This window comes from Shinella zoogloeoides (genome assembly GCF_020883495.1).
Lineage (GTDB): Bacteria > Pseudomonadota > Alphaproteobacteria > Rhizobiales > Rhizobiaceae > Shinella > Shinella zoogloeoides.
In genome coordinates this window covers 61,144-83,595 of the sequence record NZ_CP086613.1, presented here as the reverse complement: position 1 = coordinate 83,595, position 22,452 = coordinate 61,144, and the positions used below count along the sequence as shown (strand labels likewise).

Below are 22,452 nucleotides of genomic sequence, written 5' to 3'. Positions count from 1 at the left end.
CTGCCGTGTACATAGCTGAGATTCGGATCGAGAACTTTCGTTTGTTTGGTGCCGGCGATCAGGCCTTCGTCCTTCAACTGGCGCCGGGGCTTACCGCCCTCGTCGGTCAGAACGATGCAGGTAAGACCGCGGTTGTTGATGCACTCCGGTTGGTGCTTGGTACGCGCGATCAAGAGGTGCCCCGCGTCGAAGCCATGGACTTCCATCAGCCGACGCCTGCGGGAAATCCTGCCGACCAAATCGTCATTAGGCTGACTTTTCGTGGATTGACGCTAGCCGACCGTGGCGCATTTGCAGAGTTTCTCACTTACGAGACAATTGCGGGGAACACCGAGACGGCAATGTTCCTGACCTGGGTGGCGAAGCGCAACGCTAAAGAAGGCAGTTCGCGGCGTGTGTTGCCGCCCGAATGGCGCACTGGCGCCAAAGGCGACGGCCCTCTGCTCGACGTTGGGGCACGATCCCTGTTGACGGCGACCTATCTGCGCCCCTTGCGAGATGCGGAACGCGCCATGAGCGCTGGGCGCGGTTCGCGCCTTTCGCAAATCCTCCAGCACACCAAAGAAATCCGTGACACCGGCAATCCGTTTAACAAAACTGCGGACGCGCCAGTGGACGCAAGTACGCTAAGCGTTCTCGGGTTGGGCGACTATGCGTCACATCTTTTCGGCGAGAGCGAAGGCATCAAACAGGCCCGAAAGCGGCTCAATGACGAGTATCTAAAGCCGCTCTCATTCGCCAACGACCTCTTGCATGCCAGGATTGGCGTGGCCGGCGCGCAAGAAGACGGCCTCAGATTACGCCAGCTCCTCGAAAAGCTTGAACTTGCATTGACCCCAGCGCCGGATTCCGAAAGCGCGCATAGCCGCGGTTTGGGCTCCAACAATCTGCTTTTCATGGCCTGCGAGCTACTGCTCCTCGCCGCCGAAAGCGACGGTTTTCCGCTCCTGCTTATTGAGGAGCCCGAGGCGCATCTCCACCCGCAACGCCAGTTGCGGCTGATGTCGTTCTTGCAGGAGCAGGCGGAGAAAAAACGTTCCGACGGACAACATATCCAGATCATCGTCACGACACACAGTCCCAACCTCGCCTCGGACCTGCGGCTCCGCAACCTTGTGCTGATCGAGGGCGGTCGGGCATTCCCGATGTGCGAGGGCAAGACCAAGCTGAGCGCGTCGGACTATCGTTTTCTCGAACGCTTCCTTGACGTGACCAAAGCGAACCTTTTCTTCGCCCGAGCGGTTCTGGTTGTTGAGGGCGATGCCGAGAATATCCTGTTGCCGGTCATAGCCAAGTTGCTTGGCCGCGACTTCCACCATCACGGCGTATCCGTGGTCAATGTCGGAGGCGTCGGGCTCGGGCGCTATGCCCGAGTCTTTATGCGTGAGAATGAGGCGCAGGACGGCACTATCAATACTCCCGTCGCTTGCATCACCGATTTGGATGTGATGCCCGACAACGCGCCTTGGATCGTCGGAAAGCTTGACGAGGGCCAACCTATACCTCCACGTCCGCCTTCCAAACGCCAATGGAGGGTAAAAGCCGACTTTCCCGGCGATGAGCTGAATCAGCGGCGGGCGGAACGACGGGAGAAAGCGTCTGGCCAAAGGGTCGAGACGTTCGTCGCCGACGAGTGGACGTTAGAGTACGATCTTGCGTTTCACGGGCTTGGGAAACATGTTTTCCGGGCGGCCACTTTAGCGCTTGCCGACGACAGGCTCAACGCCGCCACGACCACGCGAGTTGTAGTTCTCGGCGACGCCGACGTCGCTTACCAGGCACTGGCTGACGCAGGTCACGATAGGACAACACTTGCCTCGCATGTCTATGCTCTATTCGAGGCAGATGGCGCATCCAAAGCTATTGGCGCACAATATCTTGCTGAACTACTTCAGCAGGAGATCGTCGACGGCGCTCTGAATGCGGAGGGCCTGCGAGCGTCGCTTCCTCCCTATGTGGTCGCCGCGATCGCGCATGTTACTGGGCCCTTCCCTCCCCTAGCTGCCGTCGACGTGGAAGCTGCCCCAAACCAGCCGGCTAATCCTGAGCAGGTGGCTTGAGGCATGCTCGACGATCTAATCCGCGAAGAAGATGTTGCCTGGGCGGCGGAGCTGATGGGTCTAGGGCCGGACGGATTCGCACCGGTCGAGGGAGACGACAGCCGATTTCGGGCCATGCTCCGACTTGACACCGTCGATTTCGAGGCGTGCCCTGGCAGCGGCAAAACCACATTGCTTGTTGCGAAGCTAGCCGTTCTGGCGATCCGCTGGGCGTATCGGCAGCAGGGCATCTGCGTGTTGTCGCACACCAATGCAGCGCGCAACGAGATCGGTTCGAAATTGAGCAATACGGCCGCAGGTATCGCTCTTATGCGCTATCCCCACTTCGTCGGGACCATCCACTCGTTTGTAAACGAGTATTTGGCGCTGCCATGGCTCCGGTCGAAGGGCGTCGAGGTGCGCTGCGTCGATACACAGATTGCGCTCGCAAAACGTTGGGCCCTACTACCTCGCAATACGCGCTGGGCGTTGCAGCAGGCCAATCTCACGGAATCCTGCCTCATCTATACCCAGCCAGACTACGGTGGCGGTGCGACCGGCAGGTTTGGAGCGCAGACGCAGACATATCAAGCCATAGTGACCGCGCGCCGAACTTCCAGTGAACAAGGATACTTCTGCTTCGACGAGATGTTCATCTGGGCAAGGGAGCTTTTAGATAGCTGCCCGGAGGCAACCCGGACTCTCCGTCGCCGCTACCCGCTCGTTTTCATCGATGAGGCACAGGACAATAGCGAAGCACAATCAGCGCTACTGCACCGAATTTTCTGCGAGGGCGACGCACCATCGCGCAGGCAACGATTCGGCGATTCCAACCAGGCAATCTATGCAAGTTCGAGCCAAAGCGGAGCTACGACGGATCTCTTTCCGAGCGGCGACGTGCATCCGATGCCACGGAGCTATCGCTTTGGGCAGGATCTTGCCGACAAGGTTCAAGGCTTGGGCGTCACTCCGCAGCCTCTCATTGGCGCTGGTCCCCCCGATAACATTGGGACCGACCCAAAGGAACGGGCGATCTTCCTGTTTGACGATGGGTCCGTGCAGGAAGTTTTGCCGCGCTACGGCCAGCATCTTCTGGACACCTTTACTGCAGAGGTCCTCGAACGCGGTGTTTTTACCGCAATCGCCGGCGTTCACGAACCTGGTGGCGATGATAATATCCCGCGTGCGATGGGACACTACGTACCCACTTATGATCCTTCGTGTGTGAGAAAAGAGGCTTCACCGAGCAGCTTCGTGCAGTATCTGGCGCGGGCGAGGTTTGAGTCAGCCGCCGTTGGGAACACCGATAAATTGGTGAACGCCACGGCGTCGGCACTGCTAGCCGCCAGCGAGCTTGCCGGTGGCACGCATGGTCGGATGTCGCGGAAGTCTCCGCATCGTAGGGTCGTGGAGATACTTAGCGAGGGTGGCGCACGGGCCAGCTATCGCGCGTTACAGGAAATCGTCCTGACACATGCAGGCGAGATCTCTCCCGAGGTGTGGGCGGCGCAAGCGCGAGCCCTTGTCGAAGATATAGTCCGGCAGCTCAGCGGAACGGCCGAGTTGGATGGGACTGTCGTCGCGTTCCTCACCGCTCCCCAAGCGCCAATCGCTGCCGAAGGCGAGGCAGCCATCTTAACGCGCACCGATAACCTTTTCACCTACCCGGCAGATGCGCCGCGGGTTCGTGTTCGTTTGGGATCGATCCACTCGGTGAAGGGCGAAACGCACACGGCGACGCTGGTGCTCGACAGCTTCTTCCATAAGCACCACCTCAGCGAACTCAAGCCCTGGTTACTGGGATCGAAATCGGGCGGTTCGACAACGACTCCCCGCGGCAAGAAGGTCTTGGAGGGCATTCGAATGCTCGGGCGGCTCAAACTGCACTATGTTGCAATGACCCGCCCAACCCATCTGCTATGCCTTGCGATGCGCAAGGATGCTTTTGGCGACGGAGAACTCAACACGCTTGCTGATCGCGGTTGGAGGATCATCGATTGCTGCGCACCGGCTTAGGAACCTAATCCCGGGCCGATCTCGCTAAGACCAGTAAGACTATGGGGAGCTTTTCGGAATCGATTATGGCGACGCGCAACGCCGATACGCAACGGCCGGCTAATTTTGTCGCATTTCGTAGCCGTAATCCGAAAGCCGCGCTCTGGCCTTTGCCAACTCTGCCGGGGTGAACAGCGGATGCCATTTCGGATTATCCAAGATCAGGGCCTCGACCGTTAGATCAAGACGTTTCCGTTCCCAAAGGTTCGTATAGCCTTCCGACGGCTTGGCAGCGTTGATAAGATATTTCGCAGTCGATAATCCGCGGCGCTCCACCAGCATCCGATGAAACACCGTTGCCGGATAGTTCGCTTCCACTTTTGCCCGGTGATAAATCCCCATCATAGCTTCATCAAATTGCGACTCCAACTTTGCGGTCATAATACCTGCCCTCCCACCCCGGCTGCCTGAATGCGCAATAGACCTAAAACGGTATGTCTTCGCCCGCTTCCGTCAATTCCAGCTTCTCCCTCGCTGATGTACCCTGGTGAAGGTAGGGCCTAATGTGCGGAATTCGGTAGGCGCTCGACACACCGAACTTGTTCACGTTTGACGGGATATGATCAACATGAACCATGCCGTGCGTGACGAGCAAGCTCAGCGCGCTGCGAATTTTCTCACGGCCGACGCCCGTGTACTCTTCAATCTTGTCATAGCTTATGTTGGCAGCGTTTGTGTCACGACCGCGCCGGGCGATAAACAGGAAATAGAGTTTCAGCGCGTTGAGTTCTGTCGCCTTGCGCAGGTTGAAGTCCTGCAAGAACGATAGCCTCTTGCCCCCTGCATAGAGCGGTTTCGCGGGCAAAGCGCCCCAGCCGATGGGGCCGATGCCGGCCAGTTTATATGTGCTCCGGCGCCTTTCCACGCGCCGTTCCATTAGCCCAAGCTTCTCCAGAACATCTAGGCCGCCAGAGATTTTAGCCCGGCTAAGGCCGGTCGCCCACTCAATCGTGTCGTAGGTCACGTTCGCTTCACCCGTGTCCGGATCCGTGTGGTGCGCAATCACCATGAGGCACATGAGGGCAGCAATGTTGTTGGCCCCCTGTCCTCTGTCCCAACGAAACGCCTTCAAACCGCCCGCATTGATCCACGCGGTCGGCAGCTTCACCCACGTCTTCATACCCTTCATGCGTCAGTCTCCATTCTTCCGGACATTGGCTATTGCGAGCGCGGCAACGCCGAGAGCTGCGAACGCCAGCATGATCGTCATCTGTTCGGTCTTCAGGCCGACTAGGAGCCGCACAAGTTCAGTCAACGCTTCCATTTTCATTTCTCCATCGCATTGAATCTTTTCGATCCGATGGCTGAAATTAAGATGCGCACCAGTTCCTTTATAGAGACAGTTGGGGTCAGTCCCGATATTCCATTTTGAAAACTGCAATATTAAACAGGATGTTGATCAAAATATCTATGGTTTTTATAAGTCTCTGGGATAGTTCATGAAGGCCCTGCCATCAACTAAACGGGCCGATCCCAGGTTCGGTGGCGGTCGCTGGAATGACGCCGACACACAGTCATGGCGGAGTGGGGAGAAAGGCGCTTTCGAAAGCGCCCTGCGGAGGCTTCAATGCGCTAGAGAAGGACTGCTTCCACTGCGGCTGCGCCTTTTTTCTTCACCCAAAGGTCCGTTGTCCGCTCCATCAAAATGCGATCGGCCGGGAAAACTCGCTTCTGGAACCCAAGCAGGTCATCAAAGCTGCCAAGGAGCCATTGCTCATATTCCTCGCTGTGAAGCAGGACCGGCATGCGATCATGCACCGGCGCGACCACCGCGTTGGCATCGGTCATGACGCCGGAATAGACCGGACCCCATTCGTCGCTGACGCGCCATAGACCCGCCCAGGCGAAGATCGGCTCGTCGCGAACGCTGAACCAGGTTCTCGTCATCTTGCCCTTCTCGCCCTCCGCCTCCGCGAAATGCGTCACCGGGATAAGGCATCACCATTGCGGTTTGCGCGCGAGGCCGACCCACATGCCTTTGGTGAGTTCGCGAACGTTGTTGACCGGCTTCGGCTTGGCCTCCGGCTTCATGCCCTTCAGCCGGAGCGGAAAACCCCAGGTCATCGAGCGAAGCTCGCGAACACCCTCGTTCTCGGTGACGACTAGGCCGGGCATCCCCGGATAGACTTCCTCGGCGGCGTTCGACTGCATCGGGTTCGGCACGCCGAAATGAGCGGCCACCTCCGCGGCCGTCACGCGGACGGTGTATAAGTTGCACATGCGATCAACCTTTTCGCCTCGGACATCGGTTCAGCTAAGCACGTCATCCCGGCGCCGTGAAGCCTGGGACGGCGGCGTGCCGCTCTGCCAGCGATCGCGTGTTTGCAGCACGGCGAATTCATCGGACGCGGGCGGCTCGCGGTATTGGAACGCGATAACGTCCTCAATCGATCCATGCAGCCAGCGCTCGTATTCCTCCGGCTTCAGCAGGACCGGCATCCGATCGTTCAGCGGCCTGATCTTGTCGTTCGCCGCCATGGTCAGGCCCGCGAATACGGGTCCGAGCTCTGGTGTATTGCGGCAGAGACCCGCCCAGGCGACCAGCGGCTGGCGATGGAGCGAGAACCACGTCCTTGTCTTCGCGCCCTTGACCCCGTCAGGATTGGCAAAGTGTGTTAGCGCTATCAGGCATCGATATTTTGCATCGACGACAACCCGATCCCAGAGCGGGTTGGTGAGGTCGGCAACAAGCCCGATGCGCCCCGGCGGCTCGCCGTTATGGCGCATTTCTCCCGTCTGCCGCGGAAAGCCCCAGGTCGGGGATTTGAGGAGGCGCAGACCATCCTTTTCAAGCACGATCAGGCCAGGGGTGCCCTCGACGGTCTCGGAAGGAACGCTCGCTACGGAGGAAAGATTGACGCCGAAATGCGCGACGATTTCCTCAATCGGCCGGGCTATAGAGAACAGGCGGGACAATTCCGGCCTCCGATCCAGTTTGGTCCCCCCAAACTATCATAGGAACATACGAGGAACAATTGTCGGCCCTGCTCGACGGCGAACCGCATAAGTTTTTTTGAAATCGGCAAGCGCGCCGCCACCGACCTCATGTCAATGATTCGCAAGCAAGAATCCTGCGCAGGCAGAAACGTGAGACAATTTTCCTATTTTCGGGTGGCTTGACTCTTTCTGCTGCGAGGAACAGATACAGAACAAACAGACCTGAACGACATGACGTCGCCTGAAAACACGAACCCCTTGGAGTCCGTGAACGATGAATGCTGCCCGAAACAGGGTGATAACCGAGCTGAGAGAGCGCATCGCCTCAATGGAGAGCCCTGCCTCGCGCAAAGCCGGTGCGTTGCCGTTTCAGGTGGCAGAAATCGACGCGGCCCTGCCCGGCGGCGGTCTTGCCTACGGCGCGCTCCATGAAGTCTCGGGTGGCGGCGCCGGCGCGGTCGATGGTGCTGCGGCCGCGCTGTTCGCCGCCGGCATCGCGGCGCGAACGACGGGACCGATCGTCTGGTGCCTGACACGGCCCGACCTGTTCTTTCCGGCGCTGGCGCAGGTCGGACTGCACCCCGATCGCGTCTATTTCGTTGAGAGCGACAAGGAAGAAGACGTTCTCGCCAATGCCGAAGAGGCGCTTGCCTATGGCGGGCTCGGCGCCGTCGTCGCCGAGCTTGTGCGCCTGCCGATGGTGGCGAGCCGGCGGCTGCAGCTTGCCGCCGAAAAGACCGGCGCGATGGCGCTGGTGGTCCGACGCTGGCGGCGGCCGACCGAGGCGTCCGACTACGGCCAGCCGACCGCCTCGACCACGCGATGGCGGGTGAGCGTGCTTCCCTCGGAGGAATTGCCGGTCCCCTGCGTCGGACGGCCGGCCTGGCTGCTGGAAATTATGCGCGTGAAAGCGGGCGAGTGCGCTGAGTTTATCGTTGGAGCCTGTGATGCCTCGGGTCGTATCGATCTATCTACCGGACCTGCCCACCGACAGGATCAGGCGGGCCGACCCTTCGCTGCCGGCTGAGCAGCCGATCGCCGTCATCGCGCGGAGCGGTTCCAGGCGCTGGGTGGCTGCGGCCGACGCCGCGGCGCGGAAGGTCGGCGTGAAGGTCGGGATGCCGGCGGCAAAAGCGCAGGCGCTGTTCCGCGACCTGATGCTGGTCGACGCCGATCCGGCGGCCGACGCTGCAGCGCTCGAACGCATCACCCTTTGGGCGCTGACGCAATATTCGCCGGTCGTCGCCATGGATGCGCCAGACGGGATTGTGATGGACACCGAAGGAGCCGACCATCTGCAGGGCGGCGAGCAGCTCATGCTGACCGCGACTGCCAATCGCTTCCGTGCCAAATTCCTCACCGCCCGCGTGGCCATCGCCGACACCTGGGGCGCGGCGCATGCCTGTGCCCGCGCCATAGCCCGCGAAACCGTCATCGTGCCGCCGGGCGAAACCGCGCGCGCTGTCGAGCGTCTCCCGATTTCCCTGTTGCGCCTGCCTGAGCAAATCGTTGGCGACCTGAGAACCCTCGGCTTCAGGACGATTGGCCAGCTGTCGGCGACGGCGCGCGCGCCCCTCGCCCTGCGCTTCGGGCCGGAAATCGGCCGCAGACTCGATCAGATGTATGGACGCACGGCCGAGCCGATCGACCCCATCCGCACACCAGATATTGTCGAGGTCAGCAAAGCCTTCGCCGAGCCCATCGGCGCGGCCGAGACCATCAACCGCTATGTCGCCGGCCTGGTGACACAGCTCGTCGGCGAGCTGCAGCGCCGGGGACACGGCGTTCGCCGCACCGACCTCATCGTCGAAAAGGTCGACGGCACGCGGCAGGCCATTCGCGCCGGCACGGCCAAGCCGTCGCGCGACGTCACATGGCTCACCAAGCTTTTTCGCGACCGGACGGAGAAGATCGAGCCCGGTTTCGGCATCGAGCGGCTGACGCTGGTCGCCGTGATGACCGAACCGCTGGAAGAGGTCCAGAAAGCGTCCTCACTGGTCGAAGACCAGATGACGGACGTCGTCCCCCTCATCGACGTTTTCGCCAATCGCGGCCAGCGGGTCTATCGCGTGATGCCGGTGGCGAGTGATGTCCCGGAGCGCAGCGTGCGGCGGATCGATCCTGCTGCGGTCGCGGCGGGCGCGACCTGGACCCAGCATTGGCCGCGGCCGGTCCGCCTGCTGTCCCGGCCGGAGTTGATCGAGGTGATCGCCCTGATGCCCGACCACCCGCCGGTGTCGATCACCTGGCGGGGCAAGCGCCGGCGCGTCAAGCGCGCCGACGGCCCGGAGCGCATATTCGGCGAATGGTGGACGCGCGACGCGGAATATGAGGCGGTGCGCGACTATTTCGTCGTCGAGGATGAAAACGGCGAGCGCCTGTGGATCTTCCGCAGCGGCGACGGGGTCGATCCGGCCACGGGATCGCACCGCTGGTTCGTGCATGGGATCTTCGCATGAACTACGCCGAGCTTCAGGTGACCACCCATTTCAGCTTTCTGCGAGGAGCCTCGTCAGCCGACGAGCTGTTTGCGACGGCCAAGGCGCTCGGCATCTCGGCACTCGGCGTAGTCGATCGCAATTCGCTCGCCGGCATCGTCCGCGCGCTGGAGGCGTCACGCGAGACGAAGATCCGCCTCGTCGTCGGCTGTCGGCTCGATCTCCAGGGCGGCATGTCGATCCTCGTCTATCCGACCGATCGCGCCGCCTACTCCCGGCTGACCCGGTTGCTGACGCTCGGCAAGTCCAGAGGAGGAAAGGCCAACTGCATCCTGCATCTCGATGACGTCGCACAACATGCGGAAGGACTGATCGGCGTGCTCGTCCCCGATCTGCCGGACGAGACCTGCGCGGTGCAGCTGCGCAAGATCGCGGAGATTTTTGGCGACCGCGCCTATATGGCGCTGACGCTGCGCCGCCGGCCGCGTGATCAGTTGCGGCTGCACAATCTGTCGAACCTCGCCACCCGCTTCGGCGTCCGCCCGGTCGTGACGAACGACGTTCTGTTTCACGATCCCGATCGGCGCCAGCTGCAGGATGTCGTCAGCTGCATCCGGACCAACACCACCATCGATGATGTCGGTTTCGAGCGCGAACGCCACGCCGATCGTTTCTTGAAACCGCCCGAGGAAATGGAACGGCTCTTTCCGCGTTATCGCGAGGCGTTAGCGCGGACCATGGAGATCGTGGCCCGTTGCAAGTTCTCGCTCGAGGAGCTGACCTACCAGTATCCCGAGGAGGCTATCGTCCCCGGCAAGGACGCGCAGGCTTCGCTCGAGCATTATGTCTGGCAGTGCGTGCCTGACCGATACCCGGAGGGCCTGCCGCCGAAGACGCTGCAGATCGTCCGGCACGAACTCGACTTGATCAAGGCGATGCAATATGCGCCCTATTTCCTGACGGTGTTCTCCATTGTGCGGTTCGCGCGCTCGCAGGGCATTCTTTGCCAGGGGCGCGGGTCGGCCGCCAATTCCGCCGTCTGCTATATTCTCGGCATCACCTCCATCGATCCCGAGACCAACGACCTCCTGTTCGAACGCTTCGTCAGCCGCGAGCGCGACGAGCCGCCGGACATAGATGTCGATTTTGAACATGCCCGGCGCGAGGAGGTCATCCAGTGGATCTACAAGACCTACGGGTATGACAAGGCGGCCTTGTGCGCGACCGTCACCCGCTATCGCGCCAAAGGCGCCATCCGCGATGTGGGCAAAGCGCTGGGATTGCCCGAGGACGTGATCAAGGCGCTGTCGTCGGGCATGTGGTCATGGTCGGAGGAGGTCAGCGACCGCAACGTTCGCGAACTCAACCTGAACCCCGAAGATCGACGCCTCCTCCTCACCCTGAAGCTTGCCCAGCAGCTGATGGGCGCGCCCCGGCATCTCGGCCAGCACCCCGGAGGATTCGTCTTGACCAACGATCGCCTCGATGACCTCGTTCCGATCGAGCCGGCGACCATGAAGGATCGGCGCATCGTCGAATGGGACAAGGATGACGTCGAGGCGCTCAAAATCATGAAGGTCGATGTGCTCGCGCTCGGCATGCTGACGTGCATGAGCAAGGCCTTCGATCTGATCCGGGAACACAAAGGCCGTGATCTCGATCTGGCGAAAATCGAGCCGGAAGACGCGCGAACCTATGAGATGATCCGACAGGCCGACACCCTCGGCACGTTCCAGATCGAAAGCCGCGCGCAGATGTCGATGTTGCCGCGCATGAAGCCGCGGACGTTTTACGATCTCGTCATCCAGGTGGCGATCGTGCGGCCAGGGCCGATCCAGGGGGATATGGTCCACCCATACCTGCGACGTCGGGAAGGCAAGGAACAGCCGGAATATCCGACGCCGGAACTGGAGGCGGTGCTGAGCAAGACGCTCGGCGTGCCGCTGTTTCAGGAATCGGCGATGCGGGTGGCGATGGTCTGCGCCGGGTTTTCGGGGGGAGAGGCCGACCAGCTCCGGAAAAGCATGGCGACCTTCAAGTTCACAGGTGGTGTCTCGCGCTTCAAGGACAAGCTCGTCAACGGAATGATCGACAACGGATATTCGGCGGAATTCGCCGAGAAGAAGTTCGGCCAGCTCGAAGGTTTTGGCTCTTACGGCTTCCCCGAGTCACACGCTGCGTCCTTCGCGTTGATCGCCTATGCCAGCAGCTTTATCAAATGCCACTACCCGGATGCCTTCTGCGCGGCCTTGTTGAACTCCCAGCCTATGGGCTTTTACGCGCCCGCCCAGATTGTTTCCGATTGCCGTCGGCATGGTGTCGAGGTGCGGCCGGTCTGTATCAACCGCTCGCGCTGGGACTGCACGCTGGAACCGGTCGGGGATGGCGAGCGCCACGCGGTCCGCCTCGGGATGCGTATGGTGCGCGGACTGCCGACTGCCGATGCCGCGAAAATCACCGCGGCCCGCGCCGACCAGCCGTTCGACAGCGTCGATGACATGTGGCGTCGCTCCGGCGTGCCGGCCGCCTCGCTCGTGGAGCTGGCCGAGGCCGACGCCTTTCTGCCCTCCCTCGGGCTTGAGCGGCGCGACGCGATCTGGGCGATCAAGGCTTTGCGCGACGAACCCCTCCCCCTTTTTGCCGCCGCGGCCGAGCGCGAAGCGCGCACCATTGCCGAACAGCAGGAGCCGGATGTCGAATTGCGCCAGATGACGGAGGGCCACAATGTCATCGAGGACTACAGCCACACGGGATTGACGCTGCGGGAGCACCCTCTTTCCTTCCTTCGCCGAGACCTTTCCGAGCGGCGCATCGTCACCTGCCAGGAGGCGATGTCGGCGCGCGACGGGCGGTGGCTGATGACCGCCGGCCTCGTGCTGGTCCGGCAAAAGCCGGGCAGTGCCAAGGGGGTCATGTTCATCACCATTGAGGACGAGACCGGCCCTGCCAACATCGTCGTCTGGCCAAAGTTGTTCGAGCGGCGCCGGCGCGTCGTGCTCGGCTCGTCCATGATGGCGATCAACGGCCGCATCCAGCGCGAAGGCGAGGTCGTGCATCTCATCGCCCAGCAGCTGTTCGATCTCTCGGTCGATCTGTCGAGCCTGTCGGAACGCGACACCGAATTCCGGCCTCCGGCCGGCCGCGGCGATGAGTTCGCCCATGGTGGCGGGCCGGACCCGCGCGATTGTCAGGCGCCGACCGTGCAGCCGCGCGACATGTTCGTAAAAGATCTCCATATCGATACGCTGAAGGTGAAGGCCCGGAATTTTCACTAGATTTGCCCTCAACACGGCAAAAGTAGGCGATGCTGGCGCTCCAAGCCCTATTCCAGCAACAGCTCTCCGCTGCGCAACTCGATGCAGCCTCTCCAGCATAGCGTAGAAGCACCCCCATTTAACCCTTGGCGTATCATGCTGTGCGGGTTGAATCTTACAGTTTCAATCGTGGGGATCGGATTTCTGAGGGGGGTAGATTGGCCACCAGCTGTCGCTCGTCCGGCCGATTTCCGCGCAGCGCCATAGCCGGCGCGTGCCTTCAGCCATCGCAGCCATCGACCGCATAAAATTCTGATGGTGTTCGGGCGGTTCCAGAAGCCGTTGACGCGGTTCTCGGACACGCTGATGAGCCCCATCCTTGCAGCGTCGCGGATGGCATACCGCGCTGTTGTGCAGCCGACGCCGGCGCGCGCGGCGATTTCAGGCAGTGACAACGTCGATTGGCCGCGTTCCATCACCGCCCGCGCAATGACGGAGAGCACCGCCAGCTTGCTGACGGTGAAGGCTTGGGCCAAACATGTCGGAATGATGCAGTCCTTGGCGAGACCTCGCCGGCGAAGCCAACACGCCGTCCGCTTCTGCAAAGGAATCGCCGGACGGCAATGACGGACACATCCCTTCGCCTGAACCGCACGCGGTCCAGCGCCGATCGACTTTCGCCGGTGCTCGATGACAGGAGAAAGGTATTCCATTTCCTCGTCGGCGATTAATCCTTCGCCGTTCAACACCCACGCAGCTTTCGCGCATTCATCGACTTGTTGGTGCGTACCGGCTGCAAGCAGGCGCGCCAATAGGTTCGGCCCATGGGCCGTCCGGATCGTGCCAGGCATGATCTCTCCATCTTCAATGATTGATCGTGGAGAAATCGGGACGCGAGACACACATATCCGTGGCAAGAATTAGCTTGCAGGGGCGGCGTCGATGTGCGAAAAAATCAGTGGCTATAAGACTTTTGCGCACATTCTTGTGTCACTCGACCCGTCTCTCCGAGGCGGGTTTTATTTTGCCTACGGCATGGGACCTCCTTTGCTCGATTCCCGGCGAAGCGAGTCACAACAGTAATTATATTTTACATTTTCACCAACGTTAAAGCTGCTCCGCCGCGAAAACGCCACTTTTGACTCGTGTAGGAGTTGCGCGCCCAATGAGCTGGCGGAATCAAATCCGCCCGTTCCGCCATCACCTTATCGAACGCTGCTCCGCCATACTCCGCGTACAGGGATCGAACGATTCCCTCATCGTCGGCGCTGTCCGACGGGGACAGGAAAGGATGACCGCAAATGGCCAATGAGAGTGCCGCCGAACTCGTGCGATTCCTCGCAGAGGAACTTCGACGCCGAGGGACGACGCTTCCTGAATTCGCGGAAACGACAGGTATAACGGAAGAGCGGCTGGAATATCTTCAGTCCGGCGCCTGGCAACGTCTGACGGTCAAGGAATTCGGCACGATTGCGGAGTGCCTTCAGGTCGACCTCACGGCCATTTGGTCAGCGCTTGTCGAGAAGCATGGAGACAGGATGGGCGAACCGCCCCGCCCATAGCCCGCTTCCGCTGTCCTTGGCGATGGCCTCGGCAACCGCATAGGCAGCGGACACCGGAGCGCCTGAAGGGTACGCGGCGGCGAATGCAGCGCCGGAGGATATGAGCGCGGTCCCGACGTCGACGGTGGCGTTGTCGATCTGGGCGGCGCAGACGACAAAGGACGCATCGTCATTGGCCCGGCCGACGGGCTGGCAACCAATCGAACCGGTCGAAAAAAGCGCTGCAAGGGACGCAATCGACTGCATGCCGCAATCGCTTTCCGTTCCATCGGGAGCATGATAGGCCGTTCCTCGAATGCACGCTTGCACTCCGAATAGCCTGAATTTCCGGCCTTCGTATTGCCAGCTATCGCCTGTTTCAAAGCGCACGGCCGCGGGAAACGAGATGGTCTCCTCCTGCGCACGCGCCGTTGTCGCCAGCAGGAGAGCCATGATGATCGGAAGCTTAATCGGCATTCTGGAACCCCATCGATCGTGAAAGCGATTGCGATTCTTCAAGGTCAGGACGGCGGGAGCGGCCGTCCTGCGTCCGCCCGATCTCCGCGAGACCGAGAAAGACCATGCTGTCGTCGTCATTGACGGTTTTGAACGGCTCGCCGTTACCGCCGACAAGGACGAAACATGACGCCGGTATGGTCTCATTTTCGGCCGGCGTCAGTACCAGGGTTTTGCAAAGGACGACGCTGCCACGCCTGTTGTAGACCGCGTCGGCATAGTCGCGCGCAGCGTCGGTGCAGCTCCAAGACTGTACGCGGTTATAGACCACCTTGTCCGTCGGGCAGGCGGTCAGGCCGCGCAGGGCGATTTTCTGGCCCCCGATCGTTCGCTCGACTGGGCCGCCAATCGCGACCTTCCCTTCCAGTCTTTCCGCAGACCGCGCGACAAGCCGTCCATCGGCATCAAAGCGTTCCAGCACGAACGTCTTCGCCCCCTCTTGTCGGTACTGGCGAAGGTAGGTTGGCGAGGGTTCTGCGTAGGGATCCTCATCCTCCGCGATCGCAAAAGCCGCGCCACCTAGCAAGAGGTAGGCGACAAGGGCCGTAACCTTGAGTTGTTTGTGCATAGCGGGAAAAGCCATTTCTGAATTGACAGGGGAATCCCATACGAATTAACTATAGTTTATCCATCGACGCGGCAACCCGGACAATCGAATTGAAAACCACCCTACTATTCCTCCTCATCTCCACCTCGGCATTGTCCGCGCAAGCGTGCGAGCCGGTCGATGCGGATCGCGTTCTGGAGATGGTCCGGACCATCGCGACCGAGGAAGAATTGGACCCCGATCTGGCGCTCGCCGTGGTTGACGTCGAGAGCGCCGGCGGCAGGCACCAGGTCTCCGATGCAGGTGCCGTCGGCATCATGCAGCTGATGCCGGAAACCGCGTCCGACTATGGCGTGACGGATCGTTGCGATCCGGAGTCGAACATCCGCGCCGGCGTCCGCTATCTGAAGAAGCTCTATGGCGAGTTCGACGATCCCCTGCTGATGCTCGCCGCCTACAATGCCGGTCCCGAGCGGGTCTATCGCAAGGGCGGCATTCCCGAATTCAACGAGACCGCCCAGTACATCGTCAAGGTGATGAACCGCTGGCAACTGACCGCCAAGGCGTCGGCAGCGGAAGAACGGCGCGGCGGTCACCGTGCTCGCAAGGAGACGGTCGCGATGGCCGCATCGCCCTGGCGCGACGAGCACGTCTGGACGGCCGACTAGCATGGCCTTCCTTCCCCATTTCACCCTCCCAAGCATGAAGGACAATCGAATGAACATTTTCCCTATCAGGCCGCGCTCGGGCGGCAAGACCGCCCTATCACTGGCGGTACTTGCGACTTCACTCGCGCTGATCCCCGAATTCGCACATGCACAATCCGCAACGCCTATCGAGAGCGTTCTTGACTGGGGTGTCACGGTTCTGCAGGGCAACGTCGCAAGGTCGTGCATGATCATCGCGGTTTGTGCCATGGGTTTCCTTTTCCTCACCGGCCGCATGGCTTGGCAATGGGCATTCTCCATCATCATCGGCATTGCGATCATCTTCGGCGCAGGCGAATTGGTCGACGCAATGCGGTCCTCGGCGGGCATGTGACATGCATGACGACGCGCCCGACGTAGAACCGCTGATCCTGCCATTGACGCGCCCGCCCTTATATTTCGGCGTCGACATCATCGTGTTCGTGCTCAATGGCATGTTCGGGATCGTCATCTTCATCGCATCATCGAATTTTCTGGCGCCGCTCGTCGTCCTGCCCATCCATTTTATCGCGCTCTACCTTTGCCAGCGGGACATCCACATCGTCCGCGTGGTGCAGGTGTTCCTGTCGATGCGCCGGGCGATCCGCAACAGACGCTTCTGGAAGGCGGGAAGCTACACCCCATGAACATCGTCAATCACGATCTGAAGTTCGGACGCGAACGCGCCCGCGATCTGGGGATCGGCACACACGTTCCCTACCTTCGGCATGTCGACGAGGAGACGATCGTCACCAAGTCCGGCCTGCTGCTACAGGTGATCCGGCTGTCCGGCCTCCCCTACCAGACCATGGACCAGGCCGAGATCAACGCGCGGCTCGCGAACCGTAACATGACGGTTCGATCCCTCGGATCGTCGCGTTTCGCGCTCTATGCCACCATCATCCGGCGCAAGATCGCCCCAGCCATCAAGGGCGATTTCGACAATCCCTTCGCCGACGAATTGAACGCCCGCTACATGGACGGGCTGAAGCGCCGGACGATGTTCGTCAACGAGCTGTACCTGACGGTGATCCGCCGCCCAATGACTGGACGCGCCGGCAGGGTTGACCGCATGTTCGACGTCTTCCGCATGGCCGACAATGAGGTCGAGGCCAGGGGCGAGGCACTGCGCGACCTCAAGGACATGGTTTCGGGCATCGCCGGCGACTTCCGCTCCTATCGTCCGGAAATCCTTTCCTGCGTCACGCGCGACGGCGGCCTCTATTCCGAGCCCGCCGAATTCTTCGCCAAGATCCTCGCCGCCGGTGACGAGCGGGCGATGCCCCTGCCCCGCATGTCGCTCGCCGATTATGTCGGGACCGGCCGGATCATGTTTGGCCGGAAGGCGACGGAAATCTGGTCGTCCGACGGCGCGACGTCGAAGGTCGCGGCCATGGTGTCGATCAAGGAATATCCGCCGATGACGACACCCGGCCAGCTCGACGGCCTGCTTCGCCTGCCTTACGAATTCATCGTCACCCACACTTTCGCGCCGGAAGACCGAACGACGGTCACGGAGGCGATCTCCACCATCAGCCGGCAGATCGCGAACTCCGATGACGGCGGCACGGCGGTCGAAGACGATATCGAGACGGCGCGTGACCGGCTCGCCTCCGGTGAGGTCGTGTTCGGCAAACATCATATGACCGTCGCGGTGCTCGAGCGCGACCTTGCACGGCTTAACCGCGCCGTCGCCGACGTCACCGCGGAGCTGGCGCGCATGGGCGTCGTCGCCGTCCGCGAAGACCTCAATCAGGAAGCGGCCTGGTGGGCGCAGCTGCCGACCAACTTCTCCTACATCGCTCGGCAGGGCCTGATCTCGTCGGTGAATTTCGCCGGGCTGTTTTCCGCGCACAATTTCCCGTCCGGGCAGACGCACAAGGTGCATTGGGGATTGCCGATCTCACTCCTGGAGACCACCAGCCAGACGGCTTACTTCTTCAATTTCCATGAGGCCGATGTAGGGAACTTCACCGCTATCGGGCCGACCGGCTCGGGCAAGACGGTGGCGCTGTCCTTCCTGCTCGCCCAGGGCATGCGCGTTCAGCCGCGCCCGCGCTGCGTTTTTATCGACAAAGACAGGGGCGGCGAGATCTTCGTTCGGGCCATGGGCGGGCGCTACGAGCGGCTTTCGCCGGGCGAGCCGACCGGCTTTGCACCGTTGCAGCTGGACGACACGCCCGCCAATCGGAGCTTCGGCAAGACGCTGATTTCCTATCTTGTCACCCCGTCGGATCGCGTGCTCAACGCCGAGGAGATGGCCGTCATTTCCGATGCGGTGGACAGTATCTATGCAGATTTCGATCGGCCGCAGCGCCGTCTCGACATGCTGACCGAGGCACTGAGCGGGCGCATGCGATCCGGTATCGGCGATCTTGCCGACCGGCTAAAGGAATGGACCACTGGCGACAAGGGCTGGCTGTTCAACAATCCTGCCGATAGGCTGGACTTTTCAGGTTCGGTGATCGGCTTCGACATGACCGAGATCCTCTCCGACAAGCGCACGCGATCAGCGGCCCTTCTCTACATGTTCCACCGTATTCAGGAAATCCTCGACGGCCGTCCATCGATGATCTTCCTCGACGAAGGCTGGCGGCTGCTCGATGACGAGGTGTTCTCGGGCTTCATCAAGGACTGGCTCAAAACCATCCGAAAAATGAACGGTATCGTCGGCTTCGGCACGCAGTCGGCCGCCGACGTGGTGCGTTCCGAGCTGCGCAACACGATCATCGAACAGACGATGACGAATATTTTCTTCCCGAACGCGTCTGCCGACGAGGAAAGCTACCGCAAGGCGTTCGGTTTGTCGGAGAAGGAATTCCGCTTCGTCAAACAAGCCGACAAAACGAGCCGCACCTTCCTCATCAAGCATGCGCAGGACTCGATCATCGCCCGGCTCGATCTGTCGGCGATGCCCGATCTGGTGAAGGTGCTTTCCGGCCGGCCGGAGACGGTGCGCGAGTGCCAGACGCTGCGCGAGACTTATGGTGAGGCGCCGGCCGCCTGGCTCCCACATTTCTGCGGCTGGACGATCCAGGAGGCAACCGATGCGTAGAGCGATCATTCTCCTGCTGTCCGCGACAATGGCCGGAGCGCCTGCGCCGTCGGCCTGGGCCGATATTCCTGTCATCGATGACGATGTGAAGGACAAGCGTGCCGAGGACGAGGAACACTCGAAGAAGGACACGGAAACGCAAGCCGACCAGCTTGAAGAACAGGAAATCACCAACTGCAACATCTCCCAGAAGGAGAAGAACCGGCGGCTCTACCGCTCGCCGGCGCAGGCCGTGAAAGAGGATGCGAAGAACGTCGAGCTGATCAAGCACTATGCCGAAAAGTACAACGTGCCCGTCGGTCTTGCCCTTTCGGTGGCGCATGCGGAGTCGGGGATTTCGACGTGCTCGGGATCGCCGACCGGCGTCAAGGGCGTTATGCAGCTGACGAAGCGGACCGGCAAGGGCATGGGCTTCGACCGCGACATCAACGAGGAGAATATCGAGGGCGGCGTCAAATATCTCGGCATGGGCGTCAACAAATGCGGCAGCACCGACTATGCCTGCCTCGCCTCCTGGTACAACGGATCGACCGCGGCCGAGCAGAAGAACTGGGCGGGAAAAGTTGGACGGAACCACACCTGGTTCAACGCCTATGCCGGCGGCTCGAACATCGAGGATATCTCCTCTCCCTCGTATAAATCCTATGTCGACTATGGCTCGGGCGCGACGCGCAGCTCGAACAGCGCCGCGGCCGGCGCGGTCGACAGGGCCGTTTCCGGGATCGACGCAAGTTCGGCGCGCGTCCAGGAGGCAGGCCGGCGCATCGATGCGCTGTCGGCGTCCGTCGGCGCCTCCGAGATCTATCAGGATGCCTGGGACGACAACACGCAGGCGCGTGCCGTCAATGCCGAGCTTCTGAACAACCTGATTACCGCCCGCAACCTCTTCAACGAGCTGCTGCAGGCGCGCATGCAGATGCGGCTTTCGAAAACATCGGAGACCGCCAAGACCCTGAAATCCGACAGCAAGGTCAATCCCTATAGCTGCGATCCGGTCATCCTTGAGGCGATGAAGGTGCCGCGCGAGGATTGGCCGCGCTGCGCGGTGGTCGCGGCCGCCGACGCCGACAGCGAAATCCTGTCGTCCGGCGGCACGGATCGCTCGATTGGCGACAATCTCACATCCATCCAGAACGCCGCCAACGCGGCCGATTAAGGGGGTTCTCCATGAACAAGCTTCTCGTCGTCACCGCCGCCCTTGCCTTCTCGACGCCGGCGCTCGCCGACATCCCGGTGATCGACAACACCAATCTCGCCATCGCCAAGAAGAACGCCGAGAACACCGGCGAAATCATGAAGACCAACACCAACATCCTGGAAAAGACCAAGGAGATCCTCGGCGCGCTGTCCGGCAGCCGCGACGGATCGATGGGCATTTCCTCGACCGGCCTCGGCGGCAATATGTCGGTCGCGGCCGCGCCGTCCTTCTCGTCGATCATGAACGGCGGCACGCTGTCCTTCGGCGGGCTTGGCTCTGACGCGCAGAATATCGCCGCCACGCTGATCAACGGCCTTCAGCTCGTCAAGCAGGTCAAGGCGATCATCGACGGTGACGATGTCGGCGCGATGAACAACGCGTTTTCCGGCGCGGTCAACACCGTCGCCCTGCTCTCCGCGCTGACACAGCAGGCGCAGAAGGGCGTGTCGCAGCGCGAGCAATCTCTTCAGTCTGCCACCGGCCAGATCGGCTCGGCCGAGGACGTCAAGGGCTCGGTCGACGCCAACACGCGCATGCAGCTGGAGACGGCGCGCACGATCAACGAGTTGATCGGCGTCTCGAATGGTGCGGTCTCGGCGCTCAACACTGAGATGCAGATGCGGCTGACGCAGCAATCGGAGACCGCCAAGATGCTGCAATACAAAGACGTCAACCCGTTCAAGTGAGGCCGCATGCGTTTGCTCGTTGCCACGATGTTGGCAGGCCTCGTCCTGCTCGCCGGTTGCCAGACGAAGGGCGAGAAGAAGGCCCCCTGCCCGCCGATATCGGGTTATGCGCCCGGCGATGACCTGTGCGGCCCGGCGATGCCGGTCAACGACGCCTTCGCGCCAGTGCTGAAGGAGTGAGCTGTTGGCCGCGACCACGATCATCTCGGACATCTTCTCCAAGCTCGACGCCATCGGCGAGACCTTCATCAAGAACGCCTATGACGGTCTTGCGCTTCAGGTGAATGTCCTGTTCGGGGCGATGCTCACCCTCTATGTCATCTGGTGGGGCTACATGATCCTCGCCGGTCGGGAGGGGTTTTCGGTACCGGATGCGGCCTGGAGGCTCGGACGCGCCTTTTTCATCTACTATATGGCGACAAATTGGGGAGCGTTTTCCGCCACCCTCTACAAACTTGTGCAGGCCGTTCCGAACCTGATCTCCGACACGATCATCGAGTCGATCGCCGGCGCCGGCGGTATCCTCGACGGCGGAACGGATGACACGACCGGCGTCGTGAAGATCCTCGATGCTGTGTTCGAGACGGCTGGCAAGGTCTATGAGCAGGTGGCGACCGGCACCTTCGAATATGTCGGCGCATTGATCGGCGCGGTGGTCTTTGTCGTTGCGATGATCTTCATCGCCGTCGCAGCGGCCGCGATCCTCGCCGCCAAGCTGATGCTGTTCATCACGCTGGCGCTTGCGCCGGTGTTCATCATCCTGGCGCTCTATCGCTGGACCTTCCGCTTCACCGACGGCTGGCTGCTGCTGATGGTAAACCTGATGGTGACGCAGACCCTGATGATGGCGTTCCTCGCCTTCCTCTACCAGCTCATCGAACTGGCCATCAACACGGCCAACAACACCGCGACAGAAAGCAAGCTCTCCTATGTCGCGCCCTTCGTAATCGTCTGCCTGCTCGGGATCGTGGTGTTCCGTTTCATTCCGGCTTTCGCGAGTGCGATCGTAGGCGGTATGGCGATCGGGCAGGGTGATGGGCCGTTGAGGGGCGGGTTGGAGTCATGGGGTCGTGCCCGTCACCAGGTTACCGGTCGCGCTCAGATTATGAGGAGCGGTCTCGGTCGACGCCGGACGTCCGCCGATGTCCATGCTGCTCGGGCGCGCGCTATCCAGCGTGAAACAGAAAAGAATGGGCAACTTTAAGGTGGCGGCAGGCGACTGTGGCTGTTAAGTATAGTTTACGAACATGGAGGCTACCATGAACCATTGGGGTGATGATCGCCGTTATCAAGCGGCCCTCCACCAACAGGCTCAGATCAACGAGGAAGCTGCGGAACACGGCAGGGCCGTAGCCAAAAAAGGCGGCGGTCTCGGCTTCCTGTTGTTCATGATTGCAGTCATCTTCTTCAAGCCCTTCGCCGAATATTGCATCGAGCTTTACAACGCGCTTGCCGGCTACGCTCAAAGCCTCGGTGCATTGTTCGGTTTCTGAGCGAGGA

General features: G+C 61.2%; 21 protein-coding genes and 1 pseudogene. 14 read left to right on the top strand and 8 right to left on the bottom strand.

Annotation, left to right across the window (positions count from 1 at the left end):
- Positions 1–5: 5 nt before the first annotated feature.
- Entirely contained in the window at positions 6–2,060 is a 2,055-nt protein-coding gene (locus tag K8M09_RS23280; RefSeq protein ID WP_160787212.1) for an ATP-dependent nuclease, read from the top strand.
- Positions 2,061–2,063: 3 nt separating this feature from the next.
- Complete coding sequence (locus K8M09_RS23275) at positions 2,064–4,055, top strand: UvrD-helicase domain-containing protein (protein WP_160787213.1); 1,992 nt, start codon at positions 2,064–2,066, stop codon at positions 4,053–4,055.
- A 99-nt stretch (positions 4,056–4,154) separates the two neighbouring features.
- On the opposite strand, the gene K8M09_RS23270 is transcribed toward K8M09_RS23275, so the two are convergent.
- The 5 genes and pseudogenes from K8M09_RS23270 to K8M09_RS23255 form a co-directional block, all read right to left on the bottom strand.
- Entirely contained in the window at positions 4,155–4,475 is a 321-nt protein-coding gene (locus K8M09_RS23270; protein WP_160787214.1) for a hypothetical protein, read from the bottom strand.
- A gap of 43 nt (positions 4,476–4,518) precedes the next feature.
- On the bottom strand, positions 4,519–5,223 hold the full coding sequence (locus K8M09_RS23265) for a hypothetical protein (protein WP_160787215.1): 705 nt from the start codon (positions 5,221–5,223) through the stop codon (positions 4,519–4,521).
- A 3-nt stretch (positions 5,224–5,226) separates the two neighbouring features.
- The gene (locus K8M09_RS23685; RefSeq protein ID WP_267500187.1) at positions 5,227–5,358 is read right to left on the bottom strand and encodes a hypothetical protein; all 132 of its coding nucleotides are present in this window, start codon (positions 5,356–5,358) and stop codon (positions 5,227–5,229) included.
- A 308-nt stretch (positions 5,359–5,666) separates the two neighbouring features.
- Positions 5,667–6,314, bottom strand: a pseudogene (locus K8M09_RS23260) (SOS response-associated peptidase).
- A 30-nt stretch (positions 6,315–6,344) separates the two neighbouring features.
- Positions 6,345–7,010: an SOS response-associated peptidase family protein gene (locus tag K8M09_RS23255; protein ID WP_160787216.1), complete on the bottom strand. Its 666-nt coding sequence runs from the start codon at positions 7,008–7,010 to the stop codon at positions 6,345–6,347.
- A 295-nt stretch (positions 7,011–7,305) separates the two neighbouring features.
- On the opposite strand from K8M09_RS23255, the gene K8M09_RS23250 reads away from it, so the two are divergent.
- The 3 genes from K8M09_RS23250 to K8M09_RS23240 are packed head-to-tail and all read left to right on the top strand — an operon-like array spanning position 7,306 to position 12,744.
- Positions 7,306–8,058: an ImuA family protein gene (locus K8M09_RS23250; protein ID WP_160787217.1), complete on the top strand. Its 753-nt coding sequence runs from the start codon at positions 7,306–7,308 to the stop codon at positions 8,056–8,058.
- Positions 7,979–9,490 (top strand): Y-family DNA polymerase, encoded by a 1,512-nt coding sequence (locus K8M09_RS23245; RefSeq protein ID WP_160787218.1) that lies wholly within the window; start codon positions 7,979–7,981, stop codon positions 9,488–9,490. Before K8M09_RS23250 ends, K8M09_RS23245 begins: the two co-directional genes overlap by 80 nt.
- On the top strand, positions 9,487–12,744 hold the full coding sequence (locus K8M09_RS23240) for an error-prone DNA polymerase (protein ID WP_160787219.1): 3,258 nt from the start codon (positions 9,487–9,489) through the stop codon (positions 12,742–12,744). Before K8M09_RS23245 ends, K8M09_RS23240 begins: the two co-directional genes overlap by 4 nt.
- A 47-nt stretch (positions 12,745–12,791) precedes the next feature.
- Here K8M09_RS23240 and K8M09_RS23235 read toward each other — a convergent pair whose 3' ends face one another.
- From K8M09_RS23235 to K8M09_RS23225, 3 genes are all read right to left on the bottom strand, one after another.
- Positions 12,792–13,574 (bottom strand): hypothetical protein, encoded by a 783-nt coding sequence (locus K8M09_RS23235; protein WP_160787220.1) that lies wholly within the window; start codon positions 13,572–13,574, stop codon positions 12,792–12,794.
- A 657-nt stretch (positions 13,575–14,231) separates the two neighbouring features.
- Positions 14,232–14,741 carry a thermonuclease family protein gene (locus K8M09_RS23230; RefSeq protein ID WP_160787221.1) on the bottom strand — a complete coding sequence of 170 codons (510 nt, stop codon included), beginning with the start codon at positions 14,739–14,741 and terminating at the stop codon, positions 14,232–14,234.
- The gene (locus K8M09_RS23225) at positions 14,731–15,348 is read right to left on the bottom strand and encodes a hypothetical protein (protein ID WP_160787222.1); all 618 of its coding nucleotides are present in this window, start codon (positions 15,346–15,348) and stop codon (positions 14,731–14,733) included. Before K8M09_RS23225 ends, K8M09_RS23230 begins: the two co-directional genes overlap by 11 nt.
- A gap of 89 nt (positions 15,349–15,437) precedes the next feature.
- Between K8M09_RS23225 and K8M09_RS23220 the strand changes: the two genes are divergently transcribed.
- The 9 genes from K8M09_RS23220 to K8M09_RS23180 are packed head-to-tail and all read left to right on the top strand — an operon-like array spanning position 15,438 to position 22,445.
- The gene (locus K8M09_RS23220) at positions 15,438–15,995 is read left to right on the top strand and encodes a lytic transglycosylase domain-containing protein (protein ID WP_160787223.1); all 558 of its coding nucleotides are present in this window, start codon (positions 15,438–15,440) and stop codon (positions 15,993–15,995) included.
- 49 nt (positions 15,996–16,044) lie between these two features.
- A complete protein-coding gene (locus K8M09_RS23215) occupies positions 16,045–16,368 on the top strand; it encodes a TrbC/VirB2 family protein (RefSeq protein ID WP_160787224.1) in 324 nt (107 codons plus the stop codon).
- Position 16,369: 1 nt separating this feature from the next.
- Complete coding sequence (locus K8M09_RS23210) at positions 16,370–16,660, top strand: type IV secretion system protein VirB3 (protein WP_160787225.1); 291 nt, start codon at positions 16,370–16,372, stop codon at positions 16,658–16,660.
- A complete protein-coding gene (locus K8M09_RS23205; protein ID WP_160787226.1) occupies positions 16,657–19,068 on the top strand; it encodes a VirB4 family type IV secretion/conjugal transfer ATPase in 2,412 nt (803 codons plus the stop codon). The genes K8M09_RS23210 and K8M09_RS23205 overlap by 4 nt, the downstream gene beginning before the upstream one ends.
- Positions 19,061–20,224 (top strand): transglycosylase SLT domain-containing protein, encoded by a 1,164-nt coding sequence (locus tag K8M09_RS23200; protein ID WP_160787227.1) that lies wholly within the window; start codon positions 19,061–19,063, stop codon positions 20,222–20,224. Before K8M09_RS23205 ends, K8M09_RS23200 begins: the two co-directional genes overlap by 8 nt.
- 11 nt (positions 20,225–20,235) lie before the next feature.
- The gene (locus tag K8M09_RS23195; protein ID WP_160787228.1) at positions 20,236–20,952 is read left to right on the top strand and encodes a type IV secretion system protein; all 717 of its coding nucleotides are present in this window, start codon (positions 20,236–20,238) and stop codon (positions 20,950–20,952) included.
- A 6-nt stretch (positions 20,953–20,958) separates the two neighbouring features.
- On the top strand, positions 20,959–21,132 hold the full coding sequence (locus K8M09_RS23190; protein ID WP_160787229.1) for a hypothetical protein: 174 nt from the start codon (positions 20,959–20,961) through the stop codon (positions 21,130–21,132).
- A gap of 4 nt (positions 21,133–21,136) precedes the next feature.
- On the top strand, positions 21,137–22,156 hold the full coding sequence (locus K8M09_RS23185) for a type IV secretion system protein (RefSeq protein WP_160787230.1): 1,020 nt from the start codon (positions 21,137–21,139) through the stop codon (positions 22,154–22,156).
- 55 nt (positions 22,157–22,211) lie between these two features.
- On the top strand, positions 22,212–22,445 hold the full coding sequence (locus tag K8M09_RS23180) for a hypothetical protein (RefSeq protein ID WP_160787231.1): 234 nt from the start codon (positions 22,212–22,214) through the stop codon (positions 22,443–22,445).
- Positions 22,446–22,452: the final 7 nt, after the last annotated feature.